Source organism: Bacillus sp. FSL P4-0334 (genome assembly GCF_038004825.1).
Lineage (GTDB): Bacteria > Bacillota > Bacilli > Bacillales > Bacillaceae > Bacillus > Bacillus velezensis.
Map to the genome: position 1 here is coordinate 16,982 of NZ_JBBORX010000002.1, position 25,726 is coordinate 42,707.

Below are 25,726 nucleotides of genomic sequence, written 5' to 3' on the forward strand. Positions count from 1 at the left end.
TCTCCTTACTCAAGTAAAAAAGCAAGATTCCACCCCTCAGAGTGAAGCTTGCTTTTCCGTTTTTTTATGACTTGGTTGATTGTCTTAATTCGATGCGGTGAGGCAATTCGACGATCTGCTCTTCAACCGGCTCTTTGTTCATCAGTTTTGTCAAAAGTCTCATCGCCACGGCGCCGATATCGTACGTAGGCTGCACGACTGTTGAAAGCTGAGGGCGGACCATCAGGCTCAATCTCGTATTGTCAAAACCGATAATATCAAGATCATCAGGAATCGAAAGACCTTGATCTTGGGCCGCATGGATAATGCCGAGGGCCATTTCATCCGTCGCAGAAAGAATCGCCGTCGGTTTCCGGTCAAGGCCCATCAAGCTTTGAAGCGCCTCCATACCGGAATCATAGGTGTAATCGCCTTCCGCTACGAATTGCTCGTTAAACGGAATCGCCGCTTCTTCAAGCGCCCGTTTGTACCCTTGCAGTTTTTTCGAACGGTTGATCGGCTCTTGCATCGGTCCGGAGACGAGTGCAATATCGCGATGCCCTTTATCAATGAAAAGCTTAACGGCATCATAAATCGCCTGTTCATAATCAATGGCGACAGAAGGCGTCTCGCCCTGTTCTTCCACTGATGCCGCCAAGACGATCGGCACAGGAGAGCGCTTAAATTCTTCGACATGCTCGTCCGTAATGTTGCCGCCCATAAATACGATACCGTCCACTTGTTTGCCAAGCATCGTATTTAACAGATGCAGTTCTTTCTCAAGATTTTGGTCCGAGTTGCTTAAAATAATATTATATTTGTACATCGTCGCGATATCTTCAATTCCACGCGCAAGTTCAGAGTAGAAAATGCTTGAGATATCAGGGATGATGACGCCGACCGTAGTCGTTTTTTTGCTTGCAAGCCCTCTTGCCACCGCATTCGGGCGATAGCCGAGCCGATCAATGGCTTCCAATACTTTTTTTCTGGTCGTCGGTTTTACATTCGGGTTGCCGTTCACGACGCGGGAAACAGTCGCCATACTGACATTTGCTTCTCTGGCCACATCGTATATCGTAATGTTGCTCACTGAAACCACTCCTTTTACTGGATACACTTATCCTTATCTATAGCATAAACACTTTATGTAAAGAAATGTCGTACGATTTCGCATTCTGTCGTTTATGATTGTAAGCGTAAGTCAGTAGTGTACATTATTTTTCATTATTCATCAAATTTAAATATCTCTCATGAAATTATACACGTTTTTCCCAGTGATGAAAACGTTCACTTTCATTTTATAATTAAATAAAATGAAGATACGAAAAAAAAGCCGCGCGTGGCGGCCTTTAAAGAGCGGAACGTTGTATTATGCTTTTACTTTCAGCATTGGCTTTAATTCGTTCAGCCATTTCTCGAATTCAGGTATATCCATCTGCTGCGCAGAGTCTGAAAGGGCAACGGAAGGATCAGGGTGAACTTCGGCCATCACGCCGTCAGCGCCGATCGCAAGCGCCGCTTTTGCTGTCGGAAGCAGGAGATCGCGGCGGCCTGTTGAATGTGTGACGTCAACAAACACCGGCAAGTGAGTTTCCTGTTTCAAAATCGGCACGGCAGAAATGTCGAGTGTGTTTCTCGTTGCCGTTTCGTACGTTCTGATACCGCGCTCACAAAGAATGATTTGGTCGTTTCCTTGTGACATGATGTATTCAGCTGCATTGATGAACTCTGAAATTGTTGCAGCAAGACCGCGTTTTAACAATACCGGCTTTTTAACGGAACCGGCGGCTTTCAGCAATTCAAAGTTTTGCATGTTCCGCGCGCCGATCTGAATGACGTCAATGTAATCAATCGCTTGCTCAATGTGGGCGGGCGTTACGATTTCACTGATCACCGCGAGGTCATATTCATCAGCGACACGTTTAAGAATTTGCAGGCCTTCTACGCCGAGACCTTGGAAATCATACGGACTTGTGCGGGGTTTAAACGCGCCCCCGCGCAGGATTTTAATGCCTTGTTTTTTCGCTGCGGCCGCGACTTCGGCAACCTGCTCATAGCTTTCGACGGCACAAGGTCCGACGATGAATCTCTGATCGCCGTCACCGATTTTTTCACCTTTAATATCAACGATCGTATCTTCTGCTTTTTTCTTCCGGGAGACGAGCAACGCTTTGCTGTGATCCTCTTCTTGAAGTTCAAGTCCGGCTTTGAAAATTTCTTTGAAAATATGCTGGATCGTTGAGTTTTCAAATGGGCCGTCATTGCTTTCAATTATGCGGTTAAGCATTGTACGCTCTCTGACAGGGTCAAATCGGTTGACACCCTGTGCTTCCTTTGCTTTACCGATTTCTTTTACAACGGCTCCGCGTTCATTGATTAATTTAAGGATTTCTAAGTTTAGTGCGTCTGCCTGCTGTCTTAGGCTCTCTAATTCCTTGTTGCTCATCTTTTTCATCCCTTCTATGCTATGTTTTATTTTAATGGTTAACATGCATCTTACTACAGTTATGCGAAAATAGGAATATGAAATAATAAATTTTTTCACATTCGGCTTTATCACAAAAACGCTTTTAAGCTTTTATGCGTTGAAGCGGTATATATTGATATCCTACATGATCCGGCTGAAATGATCAATAGTTTTTTTCAAAAAAAAAACCGCCGGTATCAACCGGCGGCCAGCAATTATGAAAGGTGCTGCTCTATTGCGTTTTTTGTGATTTGTGAATGAGACGCGTGCCATTTCACTTCGCCGTTTGCAATGACGAATACTTGCGGGCTTTCATGTTTCACGCCGTATGTCTCGGCGATATAGTTTGAAAGCGGCCGGCTGTCCTGCACCTGCAGGTAATAAGAAGGCACTTCCGAATGCGCCGATGCAAAGGCGTCAAACTCCTGAAAGGCGGCTTGGCTGATCGGGCAGGTTGTGCTGTGTTTCAAAAACACGAGCGTGTTTTCTTTCTCAGCGGCATTTTTGAACTCTTCTTCAGACGATATCAGCTGTTTTGTCATGTCGGTTATCTCTCCTTATTGAAGATCAGCGATTTGCCTGACCGGCTTTTTCCCCGGCGTCTTCCGCTTCGGCCTTGATGCTTTGGGCCGTGTCCTGCATTTCGCTTCTCGTCTCTTCGGCTTTCTCGGTTAGTGTGCTCTTAGAACGGTCTTTTAAATCCTTCACTTTATTCATAATCTGGCCTGACTGATCAGCTACCAGCTGGGTGATATTAGATGTTTTGTCTTTGGCGATGCTGACATATTGAGAGCCTTTTTCTTTCGCGTCGGCCGTCATTCTGTCCGTCTTATCCTTTAACGCAGAAGCCTGACTGCCGAGATCGTCGCGCAGCTCCTTACCTGATTTAGGCGCCAGAAACAACGCCGTTGTCGCGCCGATAATTCCCCCGATCAGCGTTCCGATTAAAAAATCCTTACTATTGATTCCATCTTTGCTCATTATGATTCCTCCTTAGTGGATTTTTCTTATGATTAAAGCGATGTTTTTTTCTTTTGCTTCCACTTGTCCCATATTTCCATAGCGGCCTGGCTCCAGGTGACAACCTGACTGATCTTATCCTGATTCTCTCTTACAGAGGCCGTAACGGAACCTGCTGCCTGCTTTATGGATGTATTAAACTGCTGGACGGAAGTTCCCACTTCCTGGACAGCATGGACAACCGTATTTAATTTCTCTGATTTTTCCTGAATGTCTTCCGCGAGACGGTTTGTCTTATGTAACAGCTCGGTTGTCTCTGCGGTAATGCCTTTCATCTGCCCTTCAAGGCCGTCTAAAGTCGAGGCAACGTTTGTTAAAGTCATCTGCACGGACTTTAATGTTTTGGACAGATAGATGACGAGGATGAGAAATGCAACGGCAATGAGTGCGACGCTTAAGTAAAGAATGATGATCATCTAATACCTCCTTAATGCAGGATATAGTGGTATATACCCAATTCTTAAAATGATAAACATATATGAAAGATCTGTATGTATACTATTTCTCCGTTTCTCGGTAAATCCCTTTGCAGCACGCGCAAAAAAGCAGTGAGAGCCCCACTGCTTTTTCGTTACGCTATGACGTTTTCATAGGCTCTCATATATTTTTGAATGTCTCCGGCGCCCATGAAGATCAGCACTGCGCCTTCATGCGCTTTTAACACTGATGTGTCATTTTCTTCAATGAGTTCTGCGTTATCGATTTTTTCCTGAAGATCCGTGATCGTGAGCTTGCCGACGTTCTCGCGGGCAGAGCCGAAAATGTCGCACAGATACACGCGATCGGCCGCGCTTAAACTTTCTGCGAATTCATCCAGGAATGATTGCGTCCGTGTAAACGTATGCGGCTGAAATACCGCGATAATTTCACGTTCGGGATATTTTTGGCGCGCCGCCTCAATCGTGACTTTGATTTCAGTCGGATGGTGGGCGTAGTCGTCGATCAATACCTGGCTGCCGATCACTTTTTCATTGAATCTGCGTTTGACGCCGCCGAATGATTCAAGTCCGCGCTTAATCATGTTCACGTCTATCTCTTCATAGTGGCAGATTGCAATGACCGCTAAGGAATTGAGGACATTGTGATGCCCGTATGCCGGGATGTAGAACGTATCGTAAAACGTATTGCGGACAAAGACGTCAAATGTCGTGCCTTCCGTATTTTTTACGATGTTTCTCGCTTGAAAATCATTTTCTTCTCCCGTGCCGTAATACACGACAGGCACATTGGCGTGAATTTTCGGCAGGTACTCGTCATCACCGCAGGCAATGATGCCTTTGTTGACTTGAAGCGCCATGTTTTGGAAAGCATCAAACACATCGTCAATGTTGGCGAAATAATCAGGGTGGTCAAAATCAATATTCGTCATAATCGCATAATCAGGCTGATAGCTCAAGAAATGACGGCGGTACTCGCAGGCTTCAAATACAAAGTATTCGCTGCTTTCATTTCCTCTGCCCGTTCCGTCCCCGATAAGAAACGAAGTCGGCTTCGCCTGCTGCATCACGTGTGCCAAGAGGCCCGTTGTGGACGTCTTGCCGTGTGCGCCCGTTACCGCGACACTTGTGTATTTTTTCATATATTCAGCTAAAAATTTATGATATCTGATGACAGGAATCCCTTCAGCGAGCGCCTTTGCGATTTCCGGATGAGAATCAGGGAATGCGTTTCCGGCGATTACCGTTAAGCCGGGTTTGATGTTATCGGCGCTGAACGGATAGATCGGGATATTTCTTTTTTCAAGGGCAGCCTGAGTGAAAATCTGCTTCTCGATATCCGATCCCTGCACCTGATACCCTGTATCATGCAGGATTTGAGCAAGCGGGCTCATACCTGTCCCTTTTATTCCAACAAAATGATAAACAGTCATAATCGTACCTCCAACAAACGTCTATCTGTTCCCCAGTATATGACGCTCATTTCATTTTGCGACCGCCGCGGGCAAAAAGCCCGCACAGCGGCGCTTCCATTTATTTTTACGTTATCGTCAGTATCTGTAACTTTCTTTTTGATTAAACCTGCCGCATGATATTTCAGCGCGTGACAGTGATGCAGTTTTGATGGTCCATCCACTATCATACCATGTTTTTGAGAAAAATGAACGATATTCTTATTCTTGAGCAATGTCAGCGGCCGTAATCAGCACTTCACGGGGTTTGCTGCCCTTCGCTTCTGAGATCATGCCTTCGGCTTCCATCATGTCAATCAGCCTCGCGGCGCGGTTATAACCGATTCTGAACCTTCTTTGAAGGCTTGAGGTGCTGGCGCTGTTTTGCTCCACGACGAATTGGCACGCCTCAGGAAACAGTTCGTCTTCTTCCTTGAGGGCGGTTCCCTGCCTGATCAGTTCTTCCTGTTCAAACAAATAAGAAGGCGGCAGCTGCTTTCTGACATGAGAGACGACGCGGTCAATTTCTCTGTCGGATACAAAGTTGCCCTGCAGGCGCACCGGTTTTCCGGTACCGTTTTCCCAGTACAGCATGTCGCCTTTTCCGAGCAGCTTTTCCGCTCCCGCCATGTCGATGATTGTTCTGGAATCTACCTGGCTTGAGACGGAGAATGCAATCCTCGTCGGTATGTTTGCCTTGATCATTCCGGTAATGACATCGACAGACGGACGCTGTGTCGCGACAAGCAGATGAATGCCGCAGGCTCTCGCTTTCTGCGCGATTCTGGCAATGCTTTCTTCCACATCGTTCGGCGCGACCATCATTAAATCGGCAAGCTCATCAATGACCACTACGAGGTACGGAAGCTTTTCGCCTGTCTTATGATCGGCGGTTAATTCATTAAAGCGGCCGATATCTCTCACACCCGAATGGGCAAACAGTTCATATCGCCGTTCCATCTCTTCCACAACCCATTTTAACGCGGCGGTCGCGGCTTTGGCGTCCGTGATGACGGGGCTGACCAAATGCGGAATTTGGTTATAAGGCGCAAGCTCGACCATTTTCGGATCAATCAGAAGCATTTTGACATCACTCGGATCCGCCTTATAAAGCAGACTGACCAAAATGGTATTGATGCAGACGCTTTTTCCCGATCCTGTCGCACCCGCTATCAACCCGTGCGGCATCTTTTTCAAATCAATGACGACCGGGTTTCCGGAAATATCGACACCGAGCGCGGCTGTAAGCGGAGACGGATTCGTCCTGAAAGCGGCGCTTCTGATCATCTGCCTTAAATCGACGACTTTGCTTACGCGGTTCGGAACTTCAATGCCGATCGTGTTTTTACCGGGGATCGGCGCCTCAATCCGAATATCCTTGGCAGACAGGCTCAATTTAATATCATCTGCTAAGTTTGTAATTTTGTTTACTTTCACTCCGGGCTCAGGATGCACTTCAAAACGTGTGACGGACGGGCCTTGTGTGACATGAACGACTTGGGCGCGCACATTAAAGTTTTTCAGTGTAACGTTTAAAAGCTCGCGCTGTTCTTCAATCCACGATTGGTCGTCATGTCTTTGCGCCGGCGGTACGTCCAGAAGCGACAGATTCGGAAAGGCATAGCTCGCTCCGCCCTCTGGCGTCTTCGTCTGCTTGTGTTTATCACTTTTAAGCATCATGACGTTAAACGGAACATTGCGCTCTTTCGGCTGCTCCGCTTTTTTCACAGGCTGAGGCTGTCCGTGATGCTCCGTTTTTTCTTCGGCAGGCCGGGACGGGGCATCGGCCGTCTTGATGCTTGCAGGTTCAGGCTCGGGGGGGTCTGAATGCCGCGTGACTTCATTGTACTCAGGCTGCGAGTCTGTTTCCTGTTCCGCGTCGGTTTCAGCTGATTCGGGCTTGTCTTCAGACTGCGGCTGAACTTCCTCATCGTATCCGGGTTCTGTGTATGTATACACCGGTTCTTCTGCGGTTTCAAAAGGCGGTGCTTTTTCCGGCTCAGGCTCCTGATGTTCCTCCTGCGGCGCCGCTTGTTCCTCTGTGTTTTCAGCCGTTCGGGATGCTTCATACTCAGGCTCTTTAATAGGCTGCGGGCGGGTTTGTTCATGCTCTTGTTCTTCTGTAAAGCCGGCAGACTCCGCGCTTTCCGTGTGCTCCCGCTCTTCAGTCTGCTGCGGTTCTGCTGCTGCAAACACTTGCTCTTTTGCATTCTCAGCCTCGGTGTGAAGCTCCTCTTTTTTAACGGCCGGGATTTCTTCCGTTTCTTGTTTCGCAAACGGTTCTGGCCGGTCATTCGTCTGTTTTGTTATGCCGGATGTTGTGAAGACGGGCTCTTTTTCCGTTTCCTGACCGGCTTTTGGCGGAACAAATTGCTCCTCTGACAGCAATGTTACGTTCTCTTCACGCCGCTTTTCGGATATAGGCGCTTTTTTTATGCTGTGCTGAGATTGAAAGCCGTAAACCGGTGAAGGAATGGATGACGGTTTAAAGGGCTTTTTCACCGTATCAGGCTCTTTATGTGTATGCTGTTTCCGCTCGGTTTGCTCCTTCCCGGCGGCATAATCCCGGGACGGCTGGCGGCGTTCGTGCCTTTCCCGCTGTCTTTGGTTTTGCTCCGTTCGCTTATAGCCGTCCGGAACGACAGGGAAGCGGAAATTCCCTTTCGGATATTCGTAATATATTTTAGGATCTTCCATGCGCGTGAATTTGCCTTCTGGCTGATCCGGTATCTGCTGTTTCGGGATTTGGGCATGCGTGTTTGGTTCACGTTCATGCTCTTCTTCTTTTTCACCTAAAAATAAGTCAAAAAATTTATTCAGCCAACTCATGTTTAATCACTCTCTAACTCCCTTTTTAGTAGTCTGGGACGATATTTAGTATACCATTGCCGGGCGGCTCAGAAAAGATTAAGCTCCCAACTGAAGAAAGCCGTTAAGCAGGCATGCTTAACGGCTTTCTCTCACATCATTCGATTCTGTGCGCTTATTTATGGGAGTTAGAATTGAAATGCTTCGCCGGCCTCGCGGCTGTCTTCAAGAACAAGAATCCCTTTTTCCGCCGGCGCATCCGGCAAAGCGAGTTCTTTCGCGGAGCAGATCATGCCGCTTGACGGAACGCCTCTTAATTCAGCGTCTTTAATCACAAGCCCGCTCGGCATCACCGCGCCGACTTTAGCAACGACGACTTTTTGCCCTTTGTCCACGTTCGGCGCGCCGCAAACGATTTGGAGGGTTTCCTCTCCCACATTCACTTGGCAGATATTCAGTTTATCCGCATTCGGATGTTTTTCTTTCGATTCAACGTGACCGACAACAAATTTCGGAGAAAGGTCAACTGTCAGCGTTTCTGAAACACCGTTTCTGTTCAGTATTTCATTCACATCCTGAACGAATGTCTCAGACAAAGCGACGGGGCCGTTGTCCTCAATCTGTAAGTAAGAAGACACGTTAAAAATGTTAAAGCCCGTCGTTTCTTTTGTTTCTTTGTTAAAGATTCTGATGACATCGCCTTCTTTTTCATAGGCGATTTCTTCGCGTGCCGCATCTTTAAGAGAGATCAGAAGCGTATCTCCCACACCTTCTTTATTGTAAAAAGCGTTCATAAGAAAAATCCTTTCTAATCCTTTTTCGGCCGGCTTTTCGCCATGATAAACACAGGTTCCAGTCTGCCTTCATTATACAGAAATGAAAGGGCCGTAATCGGCACCGTGCCGCTTGCAAAGAAGCTCATGGACATTTGCCCTAAAATATCATAACCCGATTCATTTCGAATGTCAGCAAGTATTAATACATCCTGGTGCGGGACGGAAATCGCCAATTCGCCTTCAGCGGCCTGCTTGTATTCATGAAGAATCGAATCATTGAGAATCCGGCTGGCGTCATAGCCGTCATTCGCCCTGAAAAAATAAAAATAATTGTCTGCAACCGTATCCTGTTTCACAACTGAAGGAAGAGAGCGGAGATTGAATGACGCCGTCTCCCTGATCCGTTCTTTTGTCCAGTTTTCTTTCTCGAGCATACGGCTGTCAATTAAGCGGTACGTCTTACCGAGGTCAAGCGCGTAGTAGATTCTTGTTTCGGCCGTATGGTCATCATACACGAGCGGAATGCCGTCGCTCGTTTGATCGGGAAATGATGTGGAGCGGATGACCGGATAGATTCCGGCTTCCTTTCCGGACATCTCCTGTCCGCTGCCTTCCATCGCCTCCATTGCTTCTGACACATAGTAGACGATTTCGTCGATCGCTTCTTCTTTTTTCGTCTCCCACTTCGCAATGATAGGCGGGAGCTCCAATGTGATGCCTTTTTTGGTCGTTTGATCCTCAACACGGAGGGTGTCTTTTTCTCTGTCAAAAAAGAAGGATCGGTTCTCGTGCTGCAGGCGCTGTTTTAATAAATCCGCCAGCTTCCTTGACGTCATTTTCAAAGCCCGTGGCCTCCTTTATGCTTTAGCAAGGGAATCGGTTAAAAATTGCTCAATTTCTTCTTTTGTTTTACGGTCTTTGCTGACGAAGCGGTTCACTTCTTTTCCTCCGTTAAACACAACAAAGCTCGGAATGCCGTAAATTTCCCATTCCGCGCATGTATCAATAAATTGATCGCGGTCTACGTAGTAATAAGTGAATTCAGGAAAGTCCGCTTCCAGCTCAGGGAGAAACGGCTCCACAAAGCGGCAGTCCGGGCACCAATCCGCTGAAAACATAAATACCGCCCAATCGTCTTGTACCGCTTTTTGCAATTCTTCCGTGCTTTCAATCTTTTTCATTGTCATTCCTCCATCTGGATTATGAGTTTTTTATATGCTGATGTTTGTCCAATTGGATCATACCAGACTGTTTACAGCAAGACCAACTATATGCAATCATTATCATATTTCATTTGCATTATCAAGCAAGTTTCGTTTACCATTTTGCTTGTAACCGTACGAAAATCTGAATATGTACATAAGGAGGGGCAAAAGATGCAGTTTGTCGTGTATTTAGCGGGTGAAATCCACAGTAATTGGCGGGACGAGATCAAGCAAAAAGCAACAGCGCTGGACCTGCCGATTACGTTTGTCGGCCCGATGGAAAACCATGAACGCTCAGACAATATCGGAGAAGAGATTATGGGCGTGCAGCCCGATTCTGTTTTAAAAGACGCCAGAGCTTCTGATATCAACAATTTCCGTACAGAGGTGCTGATGGAAAAAGCCGATTTTGTGATCGCCCTGTTTGGCGAGAAATATAAGCAGTGGAATACCGCGATGGATGCTTCTTATGCCATCGCAAAAGGAAAGCCGCTCATTCTCATCCGTCCGAAAGAACTTCATCATCCGCTGAAAGAGCTTTCCGGAAAAGCGAATATCACGGTCGAAACCGTCAATCAAGCGATGAAAGCACTCTCTTATTTATTTGAAACAGAATAAGCAGGCCGCCTTTATGCGGTCCTGCTTATTTTTTTACACATTTTCTCTGATCGTTTCGACCGTCTGTTTGTCACTCGCCATGACCAGCTTAATGAGCATTTCTTTCGCCGCGGCATAATCATCGACATGGATGATAGCGGCATTTGTATGAATGTATCTTGAACAAATGCCGATGACGGCAGACGGAACCCCGCTGTTTGATATGTGGACCCGTCCGGCATCCGTTCCCCCGCCTGAAGCGAAATATTGATAAGGGATATTGTGCGTTTCCGCCATATCAAGGACGAACTCTCTCATCCCGCGGTGCATGACCGTCGTTCTGTCGAGAATGCGGAGCAGCACCCCCTCGCCGAGACGGCCGAACAGCTCCTTATCGCCGCTCATATCATTTGCCGGGCTGGCATCAAGCGCGAAAAAGAGATCAGGCTGAATCATGTTGGCCGCTGTCTGCGCCCCTCTCAAACCGACTTCCTCCTGAACGGTGGCCCCGGCGTACAGATTGTTCGGCAGGTCTTTTCCGTGCAGCTCTTTTAATAGTTCAATGCTTAACCCGCAGCCGTAGCGGTTATCCCACGCTTTGGACAATATTTTCTTCTCGTTGGCCATCGGGGTGAACGGGCAGACAGGCACGACCTGCTGTCCCGGTCTGATCCCCATTTTGACCGCGTCCTCTCTATCATCGGCACCGATATCAATCATCATATTTTTGATCTCCATCGGCTTTGCGCGCTGGGCATCCGTTAAAATGTGGGGCGGGATGCTTGAGATGACGCCGATAATCGGTCCGTTATCCGTCTGCACCTCGACGCGCTGGGCAAGCAGCACCTGACTCCACCAGCCGCCGAGCGTCTGAAATCTCAGCATGCCGTTATCCGTAATCTGCGTTACCATAAACCCGACTTCGTCCATATGGCCGGCTACCATAACGGTCGGCGCATCTTCAGCGCCGCGCCTTACTCCGAAAACACTTCCGAGTCTGTCCTGCACGATGTCATCCGCATATTTCGCAAGCTCCCGTTTCATAAAGGAGCGGACCTGATGTTCATTTCCCGGTGCGCCGGGAAGCTGCGTCAGCGTCCGGAAAAGCGTTTTCGTTTCCTCATTCATATTTTCCCCTCATTTCTATGTAATGCTTTTATTTTATTAGAAAAACAACCGTTTTCCAAGCGCTCAGATTGAATGGGCTGGAAAACCGCCGCTTTACTTAACACCGTCTGGCATCTTCTGTATAATAAAAACTACGACATAATTGGAGGTGCTTCATATTGAAATTACGTCATTTTCTCTTAGGTGCAGGAGTCGGATTATGCGCTGCCATCGCAGTGAAAAAGTATGCGATGAAACCTTATATCTCTTCAGAAAAAGCGCTCCGTATCGTGAAAGCGGCTTTTAAACAGCGCGGGCCGATAGACGGATCATGGATTTACACAGAGCCCGAGCCCTACCAGGTAAACGGAGAAACCATCCAGGTATACAAAACCGGCGTGACACGTTCGGCATTCGGCGAACTGGAGCAATATGAAGTTATGGTCAATGCAAAAACAGGCCAGATTGTCGATGTCATTGATTCTGTCGCCTCATAATTCGGACAAGCAAAAAATAAAGCCCAAAACCATCAGCGTTTTGGGCTTTATTCGGTTACATCGGCCGAATTCGTTTATATACGGGGTGCCACATCGCGTCCTGCACCGCTTGGATCAGATCCTCGGGTTCCTTTTCCGCTACACCGTCCTGAATGGCAGCTTTAGCTACAGCTACCGCCACAGTTGCCGATACCGTCCTGAGATCCTCCACTTTCGGAAGCATCGGCGCCCCCGGCTTGCCGACGTCCACCATACCGGCGATGGCATTCGCGCAGGCAACGAACATATTGTCCGTAATGAGCCTTGCTTTTGTCACAATCGTGCCGAGTCCGAGTCCCGGGAATACGAGCGCGTTGTTCGCCTGTCCGATATGGTAGGTAACGCCGTTATACGCAACAGGCGGAAACGGACTACCCGTAGTGACAAGCGCGCGGCCTTCCGTCCATTTAATCAAATCTTCAGGTTTTGCTTCTGATAATGTCGTCGGGTTTGACATCGGCAAAATAGCGGGCCGTTTGACATGCGAGGCCATTTCTTTGACGATTTCTTCCGTAAATGCGCCTGATACGGTGGATGTGCCGATCAGAATCGTCGGCTTGGCCTGACGCACAGTCTCCGCCAGATCAATTGATCCGCCTTCACCGCTGCGGCCGTACTCTTTCACTTCATCAGCAGGGCGCGCGTACGGAACCTGAAAATCACGCAAGTCCTTCATAACATCCGTTAACAATCCGTTTCTGTCGATACACCAAAAATGGCTGTAGGATTCTTCTTCGCTTAATCCGTCATGCACCATGGCTTCGCGCAGCTGCTCAGCAATTCCGATACCGGCCGTTCCCGCGCCGAAGACGACGACTTTATGCTCTTTTAAAGGCACTTTTGATGCTTTTGCACACGCTAAAACAGCTGCAAGCGATACCGCGCCCGTTCCTTGAATGTCATCGTTAAACGTACAGACTTTATCTTTATACCGTTTTAATATGCCGCGGGCGTTAGCCGTACCGAAATCCTCCCAATGAAGCAGCGCATTCGGGAATGTTTCCCGGGCAAGCGAGACATACTCATCAATAAAGCGGTCATATTTCTCGCCGCGCACTCTTGAATGCTGGTTTCCGACATACAGCGGGTCATTTAAGAGGCTTTCCTGATTTGTTCCGGCGTCCAAAACGACCGCAAGCACTCGTGACGGATCAATTCCGGCCGCCGCCGTATAAACCGCGAGTTTTCCGACAGAAATGGCGATGCCGCCGACGCCCCAGTCACCGATTCCCAGAATGCCCTCCGCATCTGTGGCAACGATTAAGTCAATGTTTTCATTTTTTCCGAACTGCTGAAATGCGGCGCGCATTCCTTCAGGGTCATCTATTGACAAATACAGACCGCGGGGTTTTCTGTACTCATGGCTGTAACGCTGGATCGCAGTGCCGACGGTCGGCGTATATACGATCGGCAGCATTTCGCCTAAATGATCATTTAACAGCCTGTAAAATAACGTTTCATTCCGATCATGGAGAGCGGTCAAGTACACATTTTTGCTCAGCTCATCAGGCTGCGAACTGAATTGTTCGTAGGCCCGCCTCGCCTGCTCTTCGATTGTCAATACTTTCGGCGGCAGAAATCCCTCGAGCCCGAGTTCCTTTCTTTCCTCCTGTGTAAAGGCCACCCCTTTATTTAAAAAAGGCGTAGAAAGCACTTCTAATCCGCGCAGTGTTGTTTTGATTTCTCCATCTTTCGTCACTTGAAATTGATTCACCTGTCTCTTCCTTTCAAAGCAATTTGTCTTAGGTTTGCTTTTATTCCCGAAATTCATACAGGCAAATCATCGATCCGCTTATTTTTTCTCCCGTTTGACAGACGCGGCCACTTCGCCATCTTCTCCCCATTTTACCGCTCTGTAAATCGCGTCGTGATAGAAAATGAGCCAGGCGTCTTTTTCTGCCGCGAACGTCTGCCATTTCTGCTTTTCTGGAATAGAGGTCATCGGATAATCATCATAGGCCAGCACCCATAACGGATTTTTATGCGCATTCGTCGGCATCAGGTCGGCAAAATGCACAGCCGTCTCCCCTTCGTCTTCTAAGACGATGACGCTGTGGCCGTCGCTGTGGCCGCCGGTGTGGTGCATCGTAATGCCTTCTGTCAGCTGATACTCGTTTTCAAAGGTTTCGACCTGATCTTGTACCGCCTCCCAATTTTCTCTCCAATATGTATTTTTCGATCTGATATTAGGATTTCTCATTTCGCGCCACTCTGTTGCAGAAGTGATAATGCGGGCATTCGGGAAAACAGAGACAAGCTCCTCTCCGCTGTACTCCGTCAGGCCGCATGCATGGTCAAAATGAAGATGGGTCATCGCGGCAATATGAATGTCCTCACAGGAAAGCCCGAGGTCACGAAGAGATTGTTTCAGATTGGATTCCTGTGTTACGCCGTAATTCCTTTTTTGTTTATCAGAGAACTTCCCTCGGCCGATACCCGCGTCAACCAATATATTCAGGCCGTTTTTTCTGATCAGAATCGGGTCTGTTCTTAATTCAATCTGGTTTTTGTCATTTACGGGGTATTTTCTCGACCATAAAGGCTTCGGAACAACGCCGAACATCGCTCCACCGTCCATATGTGTTACACCGCCGTCCAGCCATGTTAATGAAATATTCCCAATATTCAATGTCTCCATCTTGATCCCTCCTGATGTAATGGTAGCAAATGGCGGCATAAAAAAACAGACTCCCGCATCAGAGTCTGTCTTTTGTTCTCCATTCAACTTCGGCCCGGTAAATCGGCTGGCCGAGCGCGGAGAATTTTTCTTCGTATTCTGTCATAATATTGCCCTTCGGATCGCTGTTGTGCAGATCAAGGCTGACTTCCGTCAGAAGCAGGCCGTATTCGGAAAAGCTTTTCAGAGAGTATTCGAATAAACCGCGGTTATCGGTTTTAAAATGAATCTCACCTGTTTCGCCCATCACTTCTTCGTATTTTTTCAAGAACGTTTTAAATGTTAAACGGCGCTTTTCGTGGCGGTTTTTCGGCCACGGGTCAGAAAAGTTTAGATATACGCGCTTGATTTCTCCCCGTTCAAATACGTCATTCAGTGTTTCCGCGTCTATATTTAACAAACGGACATTGTGAGCCCCGCTGTCCTTAACTTTTTGGACGGCAGTGACGATGACGCTTTTAAACAGCTCAATCCCGATATAGTTGATATCCGGATTCTGCTTGGCCATTCCTGAAATGAACTGCCCTTTTCCCGTACCGACTTCAATATGGATCGGGTTGTCATTGCCAAAGACCGTGTTCCACCGCCCTTTATACTGGGCCGGATCACTGATGGCGATGTCAGCGTTTTCTGCCAGAAAATCATTCGCCCAAGGTTTATGGCGCATTCTCATATGATTGACACCTCTATCTATAATTTCGAGTAACAACATACCATGAAACATAAAGAGCCGCAAGCGCCTTTTAAAGGCGCCGGCTGCATAAAAAAAGAGGCTCCCCGGTCCGGAACACTCATGTGATGCATAAAACCGCACCGCTTTGCACAATGTATGACACAGAAAGGATGTGTATATGAATCATGGGCTTAACAAGCGAACATCAGGTCCGGTTATTAAAGGACATACTGGCCGACCATCAATTGGATTGCTGCGGCACGGTTGCCGAGTATGAACAGCTGGAGCGCGTCATCAAATCACTGATGGCCAACACCGGGCTTGATTCAAATATAAAAAACGTGCTCGAGGATGTCTACCGCTACAGCCAGTCCGGCATCACGGCCGATTCCATCGACACGCATATTCAGGAGCACCAAAACCATTTGTCCCAATGGGTGGAGCAGATGGATTCGTACTCCTGACTACTTGACAATCCGCTTCATCAGGGCATGAAGCTCTTCCATGGCATCATGATACGCTTTGTCGTTTCCTTTTGATTTGTGCCAGGCGATGAAGGTGATGGTCTCCGATAACATGTACCATGCCATCCGCAGCCGAAGCCCTTCCGTGAGCTTCATGCCGTACATCCCAAGCCAGCTGTCCCACGCTGGCTCTTCGACGTAATGATACAATAAAGGGCCGAGATCCATAGCCGGATCAGCTATCATGGCGCCGTCCCAATCTATTAAATACAGCTGGTTGTCTTCAGACAGAAGCCAGTTATTATGATTCACATCACAATGGCAAACGACTTTTTCACCGAATTGCACCTGATCCACATGAGCTTCCAAATAAGCAAGGCCTTCCTGAATAAGCGGCGAAAATTGCCGCACGGCAAAGACGGCCTGCTTCAGCTGCGACAAAAGGGCGCCCGGATCAAGCGGTTCTTTTCCCAATCTTTTCAGCATGTCGAGCAAAGCTTTTGATGTGTGGATTTTGCGGAGCAGCTCAGCCACCGGGCGTCCGCTCATATCCTTTGCCTTCAGCTCCCTGCCCGCCATCCAATGCTGAGCCGTAATGACGTCACCGTTTTCCATCCGTTTCGTCCAAACCAGCTTCGGAACAATGCCTTCGGCGGATAACACGGCTAAAAAGGGCGAGCTATTACGTTTTAAAAAAAGCTGTTGGCCGTTATGTTTCGCATAATATGCATCTCCTGTAGCTCCTCCGGCGGGGAAGATCTCCCAATCGCTACCTAGTAATTGTCCCAACCAGTTCATATCAATGTTCAACCCATCATTTCTTAAAATATTTTAGAATAGGCCTCCAGCCTTTCTCTATTGGCGGAGCGGCCTGTCATAAACAATTTCATGAGAATAAAAAAGACAGCTATTGAGAGTCTCATATGCTAATCAATAGCCGTCCTATAAATTTTAGCGCTACAGCACAAACTTCGTCAAGCAAAACTAGCAAGAACACCTGTGAATTCTGAAGATTTATGCCGCGAACCGCTCTTTGCCGTGAAACATTTGACGGGTTTCATTTGTTTATTATGTTTTTATTTTCAACGGCGCACCGCCCGGCATAAGCCGAAACGGCGTCGTTCCGATCAGCTCGCCGTCAGCGTGAAACGGAATTTTCCCATCTGTTTCAAAAACGAATTCCTTCCCCTTTATCATCGTCACTCCGTCCATTTTGATATGCCGGCCGAAGCTCATCGCCCATAAAAAACGATACAGCGAGAAAAAGGACAGGTTTTCTGCGATGACAATATCAAAACGGTTTTGACGGGGATTTGCTGAAGGCGCCGCTTTCATGCCGCCTCCGTAATAAGGGTGATTAGCCGCAATGACAAACCAGACATTGCGGAATTCACGCCTCTGGCCGTCTGCCGTGCAAACAAATCTGAACGGCTGAAACCCCGAGGCCGTATGTAAATGCGCGAGCGGGTAAATCACAAAGCCGAGACGCAAAAACCGAAGAACGCGCGAAAACGGAAAATTCGCCGTTGCCTTCAAAACTGAGGCATCGAAGCCGACAGACAGGTGGTTAATAAAATAAAGTGATTGCGCTTTGTCATGAAAAAAGTTGATGTTTCCCGCAAAAAATTTCCGCGTGAGCGGGCGGTGCAGACTTTTGATTTCTTGGAGAAGCGCCGACTTCTTAATACCGAGCCCTTTGGAAAAGTCATTGTACGAACCGGCGGGCACAAAGGTCAGCTCAATCTGATCCGTTCCTTTCAGTCCGTTAATGACTTCATGCATCGTCCCGTCACCGCCGATGACGAACAGCCGCTTAAGCTTATGATCCTGCATCATTGAAATCTGCCTCGCCAGCACCTCCGCATGTCCGGGATGCCCGGTCAAAAAAGAGCGGTGGCTGACCCCGCGCCTGTTCAGCTCTTTTTGAACTGATTTCCAGACACGCCGGCCCCGCCCGCCTCCTGAGACCGGATTAATAATAAAAAACCATTGACTCATCGTTTGTTTTCACCTGCTTCATAGATGAAGAGACAGCCGGCAAACGTCCGTTTTAATCAAGCCATTCCTGTCTCCGGCTTGAATCGCTCAAGCCGTAAGACAAAAGAGCCTTCGCCGCCTTCAGCTGGTGGTGCTTGATCGGCGCCGTATTTTTCTGCTGCTTTTCCAGCCACTCTGCGGCAGTCCGTTTATCAGCTATTTCCAGCCCGTACGGCGGCTCCGGATAATCAATATAAGACGTTCTGCTGAGCAAAAGCTTCCGCACGGGAATGTCGGCCTGCTTTTCTTTTACGATTTGCGAAACGACCGAGCCCGTCCGGTGCAGGCTGAGAGACGGATTCAATACTTGGCGCGTGCTGCCGGAGCCTCTTTCTTCCCAAAAACGGTGTTTTGATCCGATATATACGCTGTCCTCTTCCGCTTCCATAAAAGCAGCGCAGAAAATCTCCAGCGGCGAGATGATGATCATGCTCAGTTCGACGGACGCCTGCTGAATTTGAAGAACCGGATGATACATCACAAAATAGGAATCGGGCAGCTTTTGAGCCAGCATTTTTAACATCCCGTCCCTTTTGACCGCCTGCGAAAGCTCAGACTTTTGAGAAAGCGTGGAGCTCGCCCATTTTAATTGAAAGTCATACAGCTGATCTTTGAAAAAAGGCGCGAGCTCAGACTTTTGAGACGGAAGATTCCCGAACAGCGCCTCTTCTCCCTCCGGCTCATCAAACCATTGGTGCCTCTTTTCATTTATATCGGCCGTATTTTCTTCTTTTCTCTTTTTTAAGGAAAATTTTTTCCTGGCCGGCGCTTGATCGGTTTCCCCGCCGGCAGCCGTTTTCGTTTCTTTTTCTTCCGTCTTCCGGTCAAACGCTTCAAGAAGCGCCTCCCAGCGTTCTTTCTTCAGCCGGATAAACTGGTTCATATAATGATATGGATCAAGTTCATATCTGGATATGCAGTCGTGAATTTTGATGATCTGTGCCATGTGATTTCTCCACTCCGAATATTTGTTTATGTCAATTGAAACTGTGCGATTTCTTCGTATTTAGGCGACCGGTCAAGATGGGTCTGAAACAGGGAAAACCGGCTGACGGCACTTTGCACCCTGCCGCTTTCAAACGGCACATCGTCAGAAAACGGCCGGTCTCCCGCCCACTTCCGTGCCATCGTCATATGAGGGTGATACGGGCGTTTTTCCACTTGAAAACCGGCTTTCAAAACAGCCTGTTTTGTTTTTTCCCGCAAATCAAAGAGCAGTTCATTCCGTTCGGGCTCAAGGTGAAGCACTCTCGGCTGTCTGCGGTCGCCGAAAATATCCAGATGCTGAAACTGTACGGTAAACGGCTGCGCTGCCGACGCAGCATCTGCGAGCAGCGACGATAATTTCGCAAGCCGTTCTTCATCCGCGGCTCCGAGAAAAATGAGTGTAATATGATAGTCATGCGGGTGCACCCATTTTTTGAATGATAACGCCGGCTCCTTTTTGGCTGCTTCCCAAATCGGTTCAGCAATGTCAGCCGGAATCGGAATGCCGATAAAATAATGCGGCAATGAAGCTTTCATACGAGGATCTCCCCCTCTTTGGTTATGGTGTTATTATAAAACGGATAAGCGGAGAGGAGAACCCTGTCCGCTCATTATGATAGGATATTATGTACCGAACGTTTTATACAGAAAGGAATGAGCCGGCCTTGAAAATCGTAAACAGCACGGCGGAGCTGATCGGCGGCACACCGATCGTAAAGCTCAATCGTCTTCAGCCAGAACATGCAGCACAGGTCTATTTAAAATTAGAATCGTTTAACCCGAGCGGCAGTGTCAAAGACAGAGCGGCTTACAATATGATCATTGAAGCGGAAAACAGCGGGCATTTAAAACCCGGCTCTGTCATCATCGAACCGACAAGCGGCAACACAGGCATCGGCCTGGCGATGAACGCGGCGGCGCGCGGCTACAAGGCAATCCTCGTCATGCCTGACACGATGACGAAAGAACGCATCAACCTCCTGAAAGCGTACGGCGCGGAGGTTGTGTTAACACCGGGGGCGGAAAGAATGCCCGGCAGCATCAAAAAAGCGAAAGAACTCGCCGAACAGATTCCGGGAAGTTTTATCCCGATGCAATTCGATAACGGCGCAAATCCAGATGCCCACCGAAAAACGACCGCCATTGAAATCTATCAGGCCGTTCAGCAGCTCAACAGACCGCTCGGTGCTTTTGTGGCAACGGCGGGAACGGGCGGAACCATTACCGGAACCGGAGAAACGCTGAAGGAGCTTTTCCCGGATATGATTGTTCATGTCGCCGAGCCTGCGGGATCTCCCGTCCTGTCTGGCGGAAAACCCGGCGCTCATAAGCTTGTCGGGACAAGCCCCGGATTTATTCCCGGCATACTGAATCAGGACGTTTACGATGAAATCATGAAAATATCTGATGAAGATGCGTATACGACAACACGCCGTCTGGCCCGGGAAGAAGGTATACTCGTCGGCCCGTCTTCAGGCGCCGCCTGCTTCGCCGCCATTGAAACCGCAAAACGCCTCCCTTCCGAACAGATCGTCATCTGTATGACGGCCGATACGGGAGAACGTTATTTATCAACGGATTTATGGTCATTTGAATGATAAAAAGGGATGCCGCTTTCGGCGTCCCTTTTTATTATCACTTGGCAAGCTCATAAATGGCTTCGGCGTATAAAGCGGTTGACCGGAGAAGGTCATCGATTTCAATGTACTCATCCTTTTGATGCGCGCTGTCAGGCCGGCCGGGGAACAGCGGCCCGAACGCGACGCCCGCCGAAAGGGATCTCGCATACGTTCCTCCGCCGATTGAAATCAGATCCGCTTTCTTTCCCGTCTGTCCTTCGTAAACCTTTTGAAGCGTCTTTACGAGCGGATGATCGGCAGAAACGTGGTGCGGTTTGCTGTCTTTAAATTCTTCAAGCCGGAATTCTTCAGCAGACGTAAAAGCATCACGGATGACATTGCTGTCTGAAGTGACGGGATAACGGATGTTGATGCCGAGTTCTCCTTCCTCACCCTTTCTGTATGTAAAGGTGCCGACATTCAATGTAAGCTCTCCGCTGATGTCATCCCTGCAATCAATTTTCAGCTTTTTGCCTCGTGTATCATTTAAAAAATAGTCACTGACGGTTTTGACAAAGTGCTTTCCGGCTCCATCCAGCTCCGTTCCGTTAAGGCATTCAGCAAGCTTTAAGCCGGCATTGACACCATTATCCGGTTCCATCGCGTGGCATGATTTTCCGTATACCCGAAGCGTCAGTTTTCCATTTTCCGAAACTGCTTCACCTTGTGTTTTTGACTGCTCAAGCCATTTGCTGAAATATGCGTGCACGGCATCAAGACCGTCCCCTTCAATAACCGCTTCAGCCGCATCCGGCACCATGTTCAAGCGCAGTCCTGAACGGAATGACAGAAGCCCGTTTTTTGCGTCTTTGTCAGAAGCGCTTTTTGCAATGCGCAGTGACGCATCTATAATTCCTTTTTCCGCGTTAATGATCGGAAAATCTGCGTCAGGAGCAAAGCCGATGTCAGGCATTTTTTCGTGTTTGAAGTAGTGATCCACGCATCTCCAATCACTTTCTTCATCCGTTCCGATGATGATTCTCACGCGTTTGGATAAAGGGAGCTGCATGTCTTTGACGATTTTCAGCGCATAAAACGCCGCCATTGTCGGCCCTTTATCATCAATGGCGCCTCTGGCATATATCCGGCCGTCCCTGATATCGGCTGAAAACGGATCGCTCGTCCAGCCGTCTCCGGGCGGAACGACATCGACGTGGCACAAAACGCCGACGATTTCGTCACCCGTTCCCCATTCAAGATGGCCCGCATAGCCGTCAAGATTCTTTACGGTGAAGCCTTCTTTTTCACCGAATTCCAGCAGTGACGTCAGGCTGGCATTGACGCCTTCTCCAAACGGCCGGCCGGGACCGGCTGTTGATTCGTCCATTACGCTGTTGATCTGCAAAAACTTCTGCGTGTCACGGATCAGATCTTCTTTGTTTCTGATGACTTCAACTTCCCAGTTCATCACAAATCCCCTTTCTTGATAAAGACTTGCAAAATGTCGATAAAACGAATAATATAGATGATGTTTTGAAAAAATGTTCGTCATTGGAGGTACTTATGTTTCATCTCGACAAGCATCAAACGACAATAAAAAGAGAAATTACCGCGGGATTGACCACCTTTTTCACAATGGTGTATATCATTGTCGTCAACCCGGTGATCCTTTCCAATGCGGGAATTCCGTTTGACCAGGTGTTCACCGCGACGATTATCGCTTCCATTGTCGGAACTTTATGGATGGCTCTCGCTGCGAATTTTCCGATCGCCATTGCCCCCGGCATGGGCTTAAACGCGTATCTCGCCTTTCACGTTGTCGGCACAGGCAGCGGCATTACGTATCAGACGGCTTTCAGCGCCGTTTTTATCGCGGGAGTCATCTTTATTATTTTATCGTTAACGCCTTTAAGAAAACAACTTATAGAAGCGATTCCGGACAATTTAAAATACGGAATTACGACCGGCATCGGCTTATTTATCGCTTTTATCGGCTTACGCCAATCCGGAATCATCACGGCTGATAAATCTAATCTGGTCGCACTCGGCGATCTTCATTCGCCCGCCGTCATTTTAACGCTTATCGGGCTTATCATCAGTATTGTACTGATGGTGCTGAATGTTAACGGGGCTCTGTTCATCGGAATGGCGCTGACCGCTATCATTGCCTTTTTGACCGGTCAGATTCATTTCGCGAAAGGATTCATGTCCTTCCCGCACCTGCCGGAGGGGCTTTTAATCACAAATCCGTTCGGAGCCCTCGGGGATGTCGTGCATCACGGTCTGTACGCTGTTGTGTTTTCTTTTCTTCTCGTTACGATTTTTGACACGACCGGCACCATGATCGGTGTCGCCGAACAAGCGGGACTGATCAAAAACAATCAGCTGCCGAATGCCAGAAGAGCGCTGTTGGCTGATTCAACCGCTACGACGGTGGGAAGCATCTTCGGCACCAGTCCGACGACCGCGTTCGTTGAATCTTCAGCAGGTGTGGCGGCCGGCGGAAGAACGGGTCTGACGGCGCTGACGATTGCCGTTATGTTTGCCGTTTCCATGTTTTTCAGCCCGCTTGTCAGCGTCTTATCGGAAGTGTCCGCGATTACGTCACCGGCTCTGATTATTGTCGGCAGCCTGATGATGGGTGCTGTGTCGAATATCCGCTGGAATGAGCTTGATGAAGCGTTCCCGGCCTTTCTCGTCATTTTGGCGATGCCTTTAACGTCCAGTATTTCAACCGGAATCGCACTCGGCTTCATTTCATATCCGCTTGTTAAAGCAGCTAAGAAAAAATGGCGCGAAATCCATCCTTTAGTCATCATCTTCGCCGTGCTGTTTTTTATTCAGCTTTTTATTTTGAACGGTCATTAAGAAAAATCCCTTTCCTTTTTCGGAAAGGGATTTTTCACATATAAAGAACGGAAAGAATCGCGGCAATGAGACACCAGACGGAACAGATGACTTGAATGACGGTTAATGCGCTGTTTCGCGCCCTGAAATAGTCATCACTGTCTCTCTTGATACCGCTTAAAACCGGTTTGTCCGTGATCCGGTCAAATAAAAGCGACGCGGCATAGCGGCTGACGATCGCAAACAAAATGAGGACTGCCGGCTTCACTAAGAGCGGAAGAACGAGAATAAGAGCCGTAAAAGCCGCGGTTAAAAGGTAAAGCTGCCGGAGATACCCGCCGTTTCGGATCAGCACTTTAAAGAACAATTCTTTCCACGCCGTATACGCCGACCGTTTTGTAAAGATGTGCTTTGAGCCGGGATATAAAAACGGCTTGCTCTGCCCTTTATGTTTACCATTCGGGAGCTGCACATCATGGCTGAGCATCAAAACAGAGGCCGCGAATGAAAGCTTGCGCCTGTTCTCCTCAAGCACTTCTTCCTCAAAGGCCGATAATGTCTCCGTCCCTTTCCAAGTCAAAAAAGCGGAACAGATGAACAATATACATCCCGCCGGCCAAAGCCAATACCATTCGGCTGCAAAGACGATCATAAAAAACGCACCCGCCATCAGAACCATCACTTTCAGCCAGCCTGCCGCCTGATTCCCGAATGTCCGCCTGCTGTTTTTTCTGTGTCGGTGCACCGCTAATATTGCAGTATGGAAGCCGAACAGACAGCAAAACATACCCGAATATGCCGGTAAGGTACAGTCACCGTATTGGCGCCATAAGGGAAATAACAATACGGCAAGCGCACCCCATTTGATAAGGGAAAGGAACATCGAATACAAAAGCGCGTACCGTTTCAGCTTTTGCATCAGATGTTTTGCATGCACCAAAAATACGTGATCCGCTTCCAGCAAAAAGGTATGAATAAAACCCGTGCACAATAGCAGGGCACTGAATACATACAGCCAGCCCCATCCTAATACTCCTGCCGCTCCATTAAGAAGCCCCCTGCCGTTCAGCCATTCAGCATATTGATAAACGGCAAATGCGGCAGCGGGAAGAACGATATACAGCGCGACCGTCCAATCAATGACCGTCTGAAACACCTTCCATTGATACCGCCAATAATGAAACAGCCTTTGAAAAAACAAAGCCCGCCCGGTCATCGCTGACTGCTCCGAACCGCTGAATAAAAGCAATCCAGCAGTGAACGGCTCCCCGTTTTTTCCTGAAGCTCCTCTAACGTGCCTTGAAGAAGCAGAGCGCCCTGATCCAGCAAATAAAACCGGTCGCAGATTTTTTCCGCCGTATCCAGAACATGAGTGCACATCAAAATCCCCGCGCCCCTTTCTTTCTCAGCAATCAGCATGTCGGTAAACAGCTTCGTTGAGATCGGATCAAGTCCGATAAAAGGCTCATCAATGATGTAAATATCCGGCTTCGCCAAAAATGCCTGTATGAGCATCAATTTTTGCTGCATCCCTTTTGAAAAACCGGAAGGCAAATCATGTTTTACAGACGTCAGCGAAAACTCTTCAAGCAGCCGCCCTGCCCGCTCACGGCATTCTTCTCCTTCTATACCCCGCAATGACCCGGTCAGCTCGAGATGCTCCCAAAGCGTCAGTTCATCATAAAAACTCGGACGCTCCGGTATGTAAGCATAAGATGAATCATTCCACTCAATTCCGCCCTCTATATCCCGGGACAGCCCGAGAACCGCCTTTATCACTGTGCTTTTCCCCGCGCCGTTCGCTCCGATTAAACCGGTAATTTCACCAGCGTTGACTGACAGAGATACATCAGAAATCACCTTCGGCCTGTCAGCATAACCGGCGCAGACAATGTTTGCATTCAATAATTCTCCCAAACTTCTCACTCCCCCGTTTTCATACGGACATGTATAAAAAAAGTTTCAGTTTCCATAATAATAAAAGCGGACCGGGCATAGTAATGCACCAAGGCGGCACCCATTTGGAAAAAATTATCTGCGCTTATTCCTAGATTCATGTTGTCCATATCGTGTATAATGGAGGCAGTTAAAAGAGAAAA

At 48.2% G+C, this 25,726-nt stretch carries 26 protein-coding genes; 5 read left to right on the plus strand and 21 right to left on the minus strand.

Annotated elements, in window-relative coordinates; translation table 11 throughout:
- Positions 1-64 precede the first annotated feature (64 nt).
- The 10 genes from ccpA to NSQ37_RS20650 form a co-directional block, all read right to left on the minus strand.
- The gene (gene ccpA, locus NSQ37_RS20605) at positions 65-1,069 is read right to left on the minus strand and encodes a catabolite control protein A (protein ID WP_015240399.1); all 1,005 of its coding nucleotides are present in this window, start codon (positions 1,067-1,069) and stop codon (positions 65-67) included.
- A gap of 279 nt (positions 1,070-1,348) precedes the next feature.
- The gene (locus NSQ37_RS20610; RefSeq protein ID WP_003152383.1) at positions 1,349-2,425 is read right to left on the minus strand and encodes a bifunctional 3-deoxy-7-phosphoheptulonate synthase/chorismate mutase; all 1,077 of its coding nucleotides are present in this window, start codon (positions 2,423-2,425) and stop codon (positions 1,349-1,351) included.
- 236 nt (positions 2,426-2,661) lie between these two features.
- Positions 2,662-2,988, minus strand: coding sequence for a bacillithiol system redox-active protein YtxJ (gene ytxJ / locus NSQ37_RS20615; RefSeq protein WP_007408776.1), 327 nt, complete (start codon positions 2,986-2,988; stop codon positions 2,662-2,664).
- Positions 2,989-3,013: 25 nt separating this feature from the next.
- Positions 3,014-3,427, minus strand: coding sequence for a YtxH domain-containing protein (locus tag NSQ37_RS20620; protein WP_003152380.1), 414 nt, complete (start codon positions 3,425-3,427; stop codon positions 3,014-3,016).
- A 32-nt stretch (positions 3,428-3,459) separates the two neighbouring features.
- Positions 3,460-3,882 (minus strand): DUF948 domain-containing protein, encoded by a 423-nt coding sequence (locus NSQ37_RS20625; protein ID WP_007408777.1) that lies wholly within the window; start codon positions 3,880-3,882, stop codon positions 3,460-3,462.
- Positions 3,883-4,037: 155 nt separating this feature from the next.
- Positions 4,038-5,336 (minus strand): UDP-N-acetylmuramate--L-alanine ligase, encoded by a 1,299-nt coding sequence (murC, locus tag NSQ37_RS20630; protein WP_007408778.1) that lies wholly within the window; start codon positions 5,334-5,336, stop codon positions 4,038-4,040.
- A gap of 240 nt (positions 5,337-5,576) precedes the next feature.
- Positions 5,577-8,183, minus strand: a complete 2,607-nt coding sequence (locus tag NSQ37_RS20635) for a DNA translocase FtsK (protein WP_099567017.1) — start codon at positions 8,181-8,183, stop codon at positions 5,577-5,579.
- 167 nt (positions 8,184-8,350) lie between these two features.
- Positions 8,351-8,956: a YtpR family tRNA-binding protein gene (gene ytpR, locus NSQ37_RS20640; RefSeq protein ID WP_007408780.1), complete on the minus strand. Its 606-nt coding sequence runs from the start codon at positions 8,954-8,956 to the stop codon at positions 8,351-8,353.
- 14 nt (positions 8,957-8,970) lie between these two features.
- Positions 8,971-9,780 (minus strand): DUF1444 domain-containing protein, encoded by an 810-nt coding sequence (locus tag NSQ37_RS20645; protein ID WP_012118213.1) that lies wholly within the window; start codon positions 9,778-9,780, stop codon positions 8,971-8,973.
- Between the two features lie 15 nt (positions 9,781-9,795).
- Positions 9,796-10,119: a thioredoxin family protein gene (locus tag NSQ37_RS20650; RefSeq protein WP_003152373.1), complete on the minus strand. Its 324-nt coding sequence runs from the start codon at positions 10,117-10,119 to the stop codon at positions 9,796-9,798.
- A 195-nt stretch (positions 10,120-10,314) separates the two neighbouring features.
- Here NSQ37_RS20650 and NSQ37_RS20655 point away from each other — a divergent pair, with 195 nt between their 5' ends.
- Entirely contained in the window at positions 10,315-10,761 is a 447-nt protein-coding gene (locus NSQ37_RS20655; RefSeq protein ID WP_007408781.1) for a YtoQ family protein, read from the plus strand.
- Between the two features lie 33 nt (positions 10,762-10,794).
- On the opposite strand, the gene NSQ37_RS20660 is transcribed toward NSQ37_RS20655, so the two are convergent.
- Positions 10,795-11,868, minus strand: coding sequence for a M42 family metallopeptidase (locus NSQ37_RS20660; protein WP_003152370.1), 1,074 nt, complete (start codon positions 11,866-11,868; stop codon positions 10,795-10,797).
- 158 nt (positions 11,869-12,026) lie between these two features.
- Between NSQ37_RS20660 and NSQ37_RS20665 the strand changes: the two genes are divergently transcribed.
- Entirely contained in the window at positions 12,027-12,344 is a 318-nt protein-coding gene (locus tag NSQ37_RS20665; RefSeq protein ID WP_003152366.1) for a PepSY domain-containing protein, read from the plus strand.
- 55 nt (positions 12,345-12,399) lie between these two features.
- Here NSQ37_RS20665 and NSQ37_RS20670 read toward each other — a convergent pair whose 3' ends face one another.
- The 3 genes from NSQ37_RS20670 to trmB form a co-directional block, all read right to left on the minus strand.
- Positions 12,400-14,097: an NAD-dependent malic enzyme gene (locus tag NSQ37_RS20670; protein ID WP_099567018.1), complete on the minus strand. Its 1,698-nt coding sequence runs from the start codon at positions 14,095-14,097 to the stop codon at positions 12,400-12,402.
- A 78-nt stretch (positions 14,098-14,175) separates the two neighbouring features.
- Positions 14,176-15,021, minus strand: coding sequence for a YtnP family quorum-quenching lactonase (locus tag NSQ37_RS20675; RefSeq protein WP_025285125.1), 846 nt, complete (start codon positions 15,019-15,021; stop codon positions 14,176-14,178).
- 58 nt (positions 15,022-15,079) lie between these two features.
- Positions 15,080-15,733: a tRNA (guanosine(46)-N7)-methyltransferase TrmB gene (gene trmB / locus NSQ37_RS20680; RefSeq protein ID WP_003152359.1), complete on the minus strand. Its 654-nt coding sequence runs from the start codon at positions 15,731-15,733 to the stop codon at positions 15,080-15,082.
- A gap of 185 nt (positions 15,734-15,918) precedes the next feature.
- On the opposite strand from trmB, the gene NSQ37_RS20685 reads away from it, so the two are divergent.
- The gene (locus NSQ37_RS20685; protein WP_003152357.1) at positions 15,919-16,197 is read left to right on the plus strand and encodes a YtzH-like family protein; all 279 of its coding nucleotides are present in this window, start codon (positions 15,919-15,921) and stop codon (positions 16,195-16,197) included.
- Here the strand turns inward: NSQ37_RS20685 and NSQ37_RS20690 are convergent, their stop codons facing one another.
- From NSQ37_RS20690 to thpR, 4 genes are all read right to left on the minus strand, one after another.
- Positions 16,198-16,995, minus strand: a complete 798-nt coding sequence (locus tag NSQ37_RS20690; protein WP_003152355.1) for a phosphotransferase family protein — start codon at positions 16,993-16,995, stop codon at positions 16,198-16,200.
- Between the two features lie 270 nt (positions 16,996-17,265).
- Positions 17,266-18,195, minus strand: a complete 930-nt coding sequence (locus tag NSQ37_RS20695) for a YegS/Rv2252/BmrU family lipid kinase (RefSeq protein WP_099567019.1) — start codon at positions 18,193-18,195, stop codon at positions 17,266-17,268.
- Between the two features lie 52 nt (positions 18,196-18,247).
- On the minus strand, positions 18,248-19,180 hold the full coding sequence (locus NSQ37_RS20700) for a hypothetical protein (protein ID WP_099567020.1): 933 nt from the start codon (positions 19,178-19,180) through the stop codon (positions 18,248-18,250).
- A gap of 26 nt (positions 19,181-19,206) precedes the next feature.
- Entirely contained in the window at positions 19,207-19,758 is a 552-nt protein-coding gene (gene thpR, locus NSQ37_RS20705; RefSeq protein ID WP_003152349.1) for an RNA 2',3'-cyclic phosphodiesterase, read from the minus strand.
- Between the two features lie 89 nt (positions 19,759-19,847).
- Here thpR and cysK point away from each other — a divergent pair, with 89 nt between their 5' ends.
- Positions 19,848-20,819, plus strand: a complete 972-nt coding sequence (cysK, locus tag NSQ37_RS20710) for a cysteine synthase A (protein ID WP_020954278.1) — start codon at positions 19,848-19,850, stop codon at positions 20,817-20,819.
- Positions 20,820-20,856: 37 nt separating this feature from the next.
- Here the strand turns inward: cysK and pepV are convergent, their stop codons facing one another.
- Positions 20,857-22,248, minus strand: a complete 1,392-nt coding sequence (gene pepV, locus NSQ37_RS20715) for a dipeptidase PepV (protein ID WP_122504150.1) — start codon at positions 22,246-22,248, stop codon at positions 20,857-20,859.
- A 95-nt stretch (positions 22,249-22,343) separates the two neighbouring features.
- On the opposite strand from pepV, the gene NSQ37_RS20720 reads away from it, so the two are divergent.
- On the plus strand, positions 22,344-23,648 hold the full coding sequence (locus NSQ37_RS20720; RefSeq protein WP_014418668.1) for an NCS2 family permease: 1,305 nt from the start codon (positions 22,344-22,346) through the stop codon (positions 23,646-23,648).
- 34 nt (positions 23,649-23,682) lie between these two features.
- On the opposite strand, the gene NSQ37_RS20725 is transcribed toward NSQ37_RS20720, so the two are convergent.
- Together NSQ37_RS20725 and NSQ37_RS20730 are read right to left on the minus strand one after the other, a co-directional pair.
- A complete protein-coding gene (locus NSQ37_RS20725) occupies positions 23,683-24,843 on the minus strand; it encodes an ABC transporter permease (RefSeq protein WP_253612796.1) in 1,161 nt (386 codons plus the stop codon).
- Positions 24,840-25,544, minus strand: coding sequence for an ABC transporter ATP-binding protein (locus NSQ37_RS20730; protein ID WP_012118225.1), 705 nt, complete (start codon positions 25,542-25,544; stop codon positions 24,840-24,842). Before NSQ37_RS20730 ends, NSQ37_RS20725 begins: the two co-directional genes overlap by 4 nt.
- Positions 25,545-25,726: the final 182 nt, after the last annotated feature.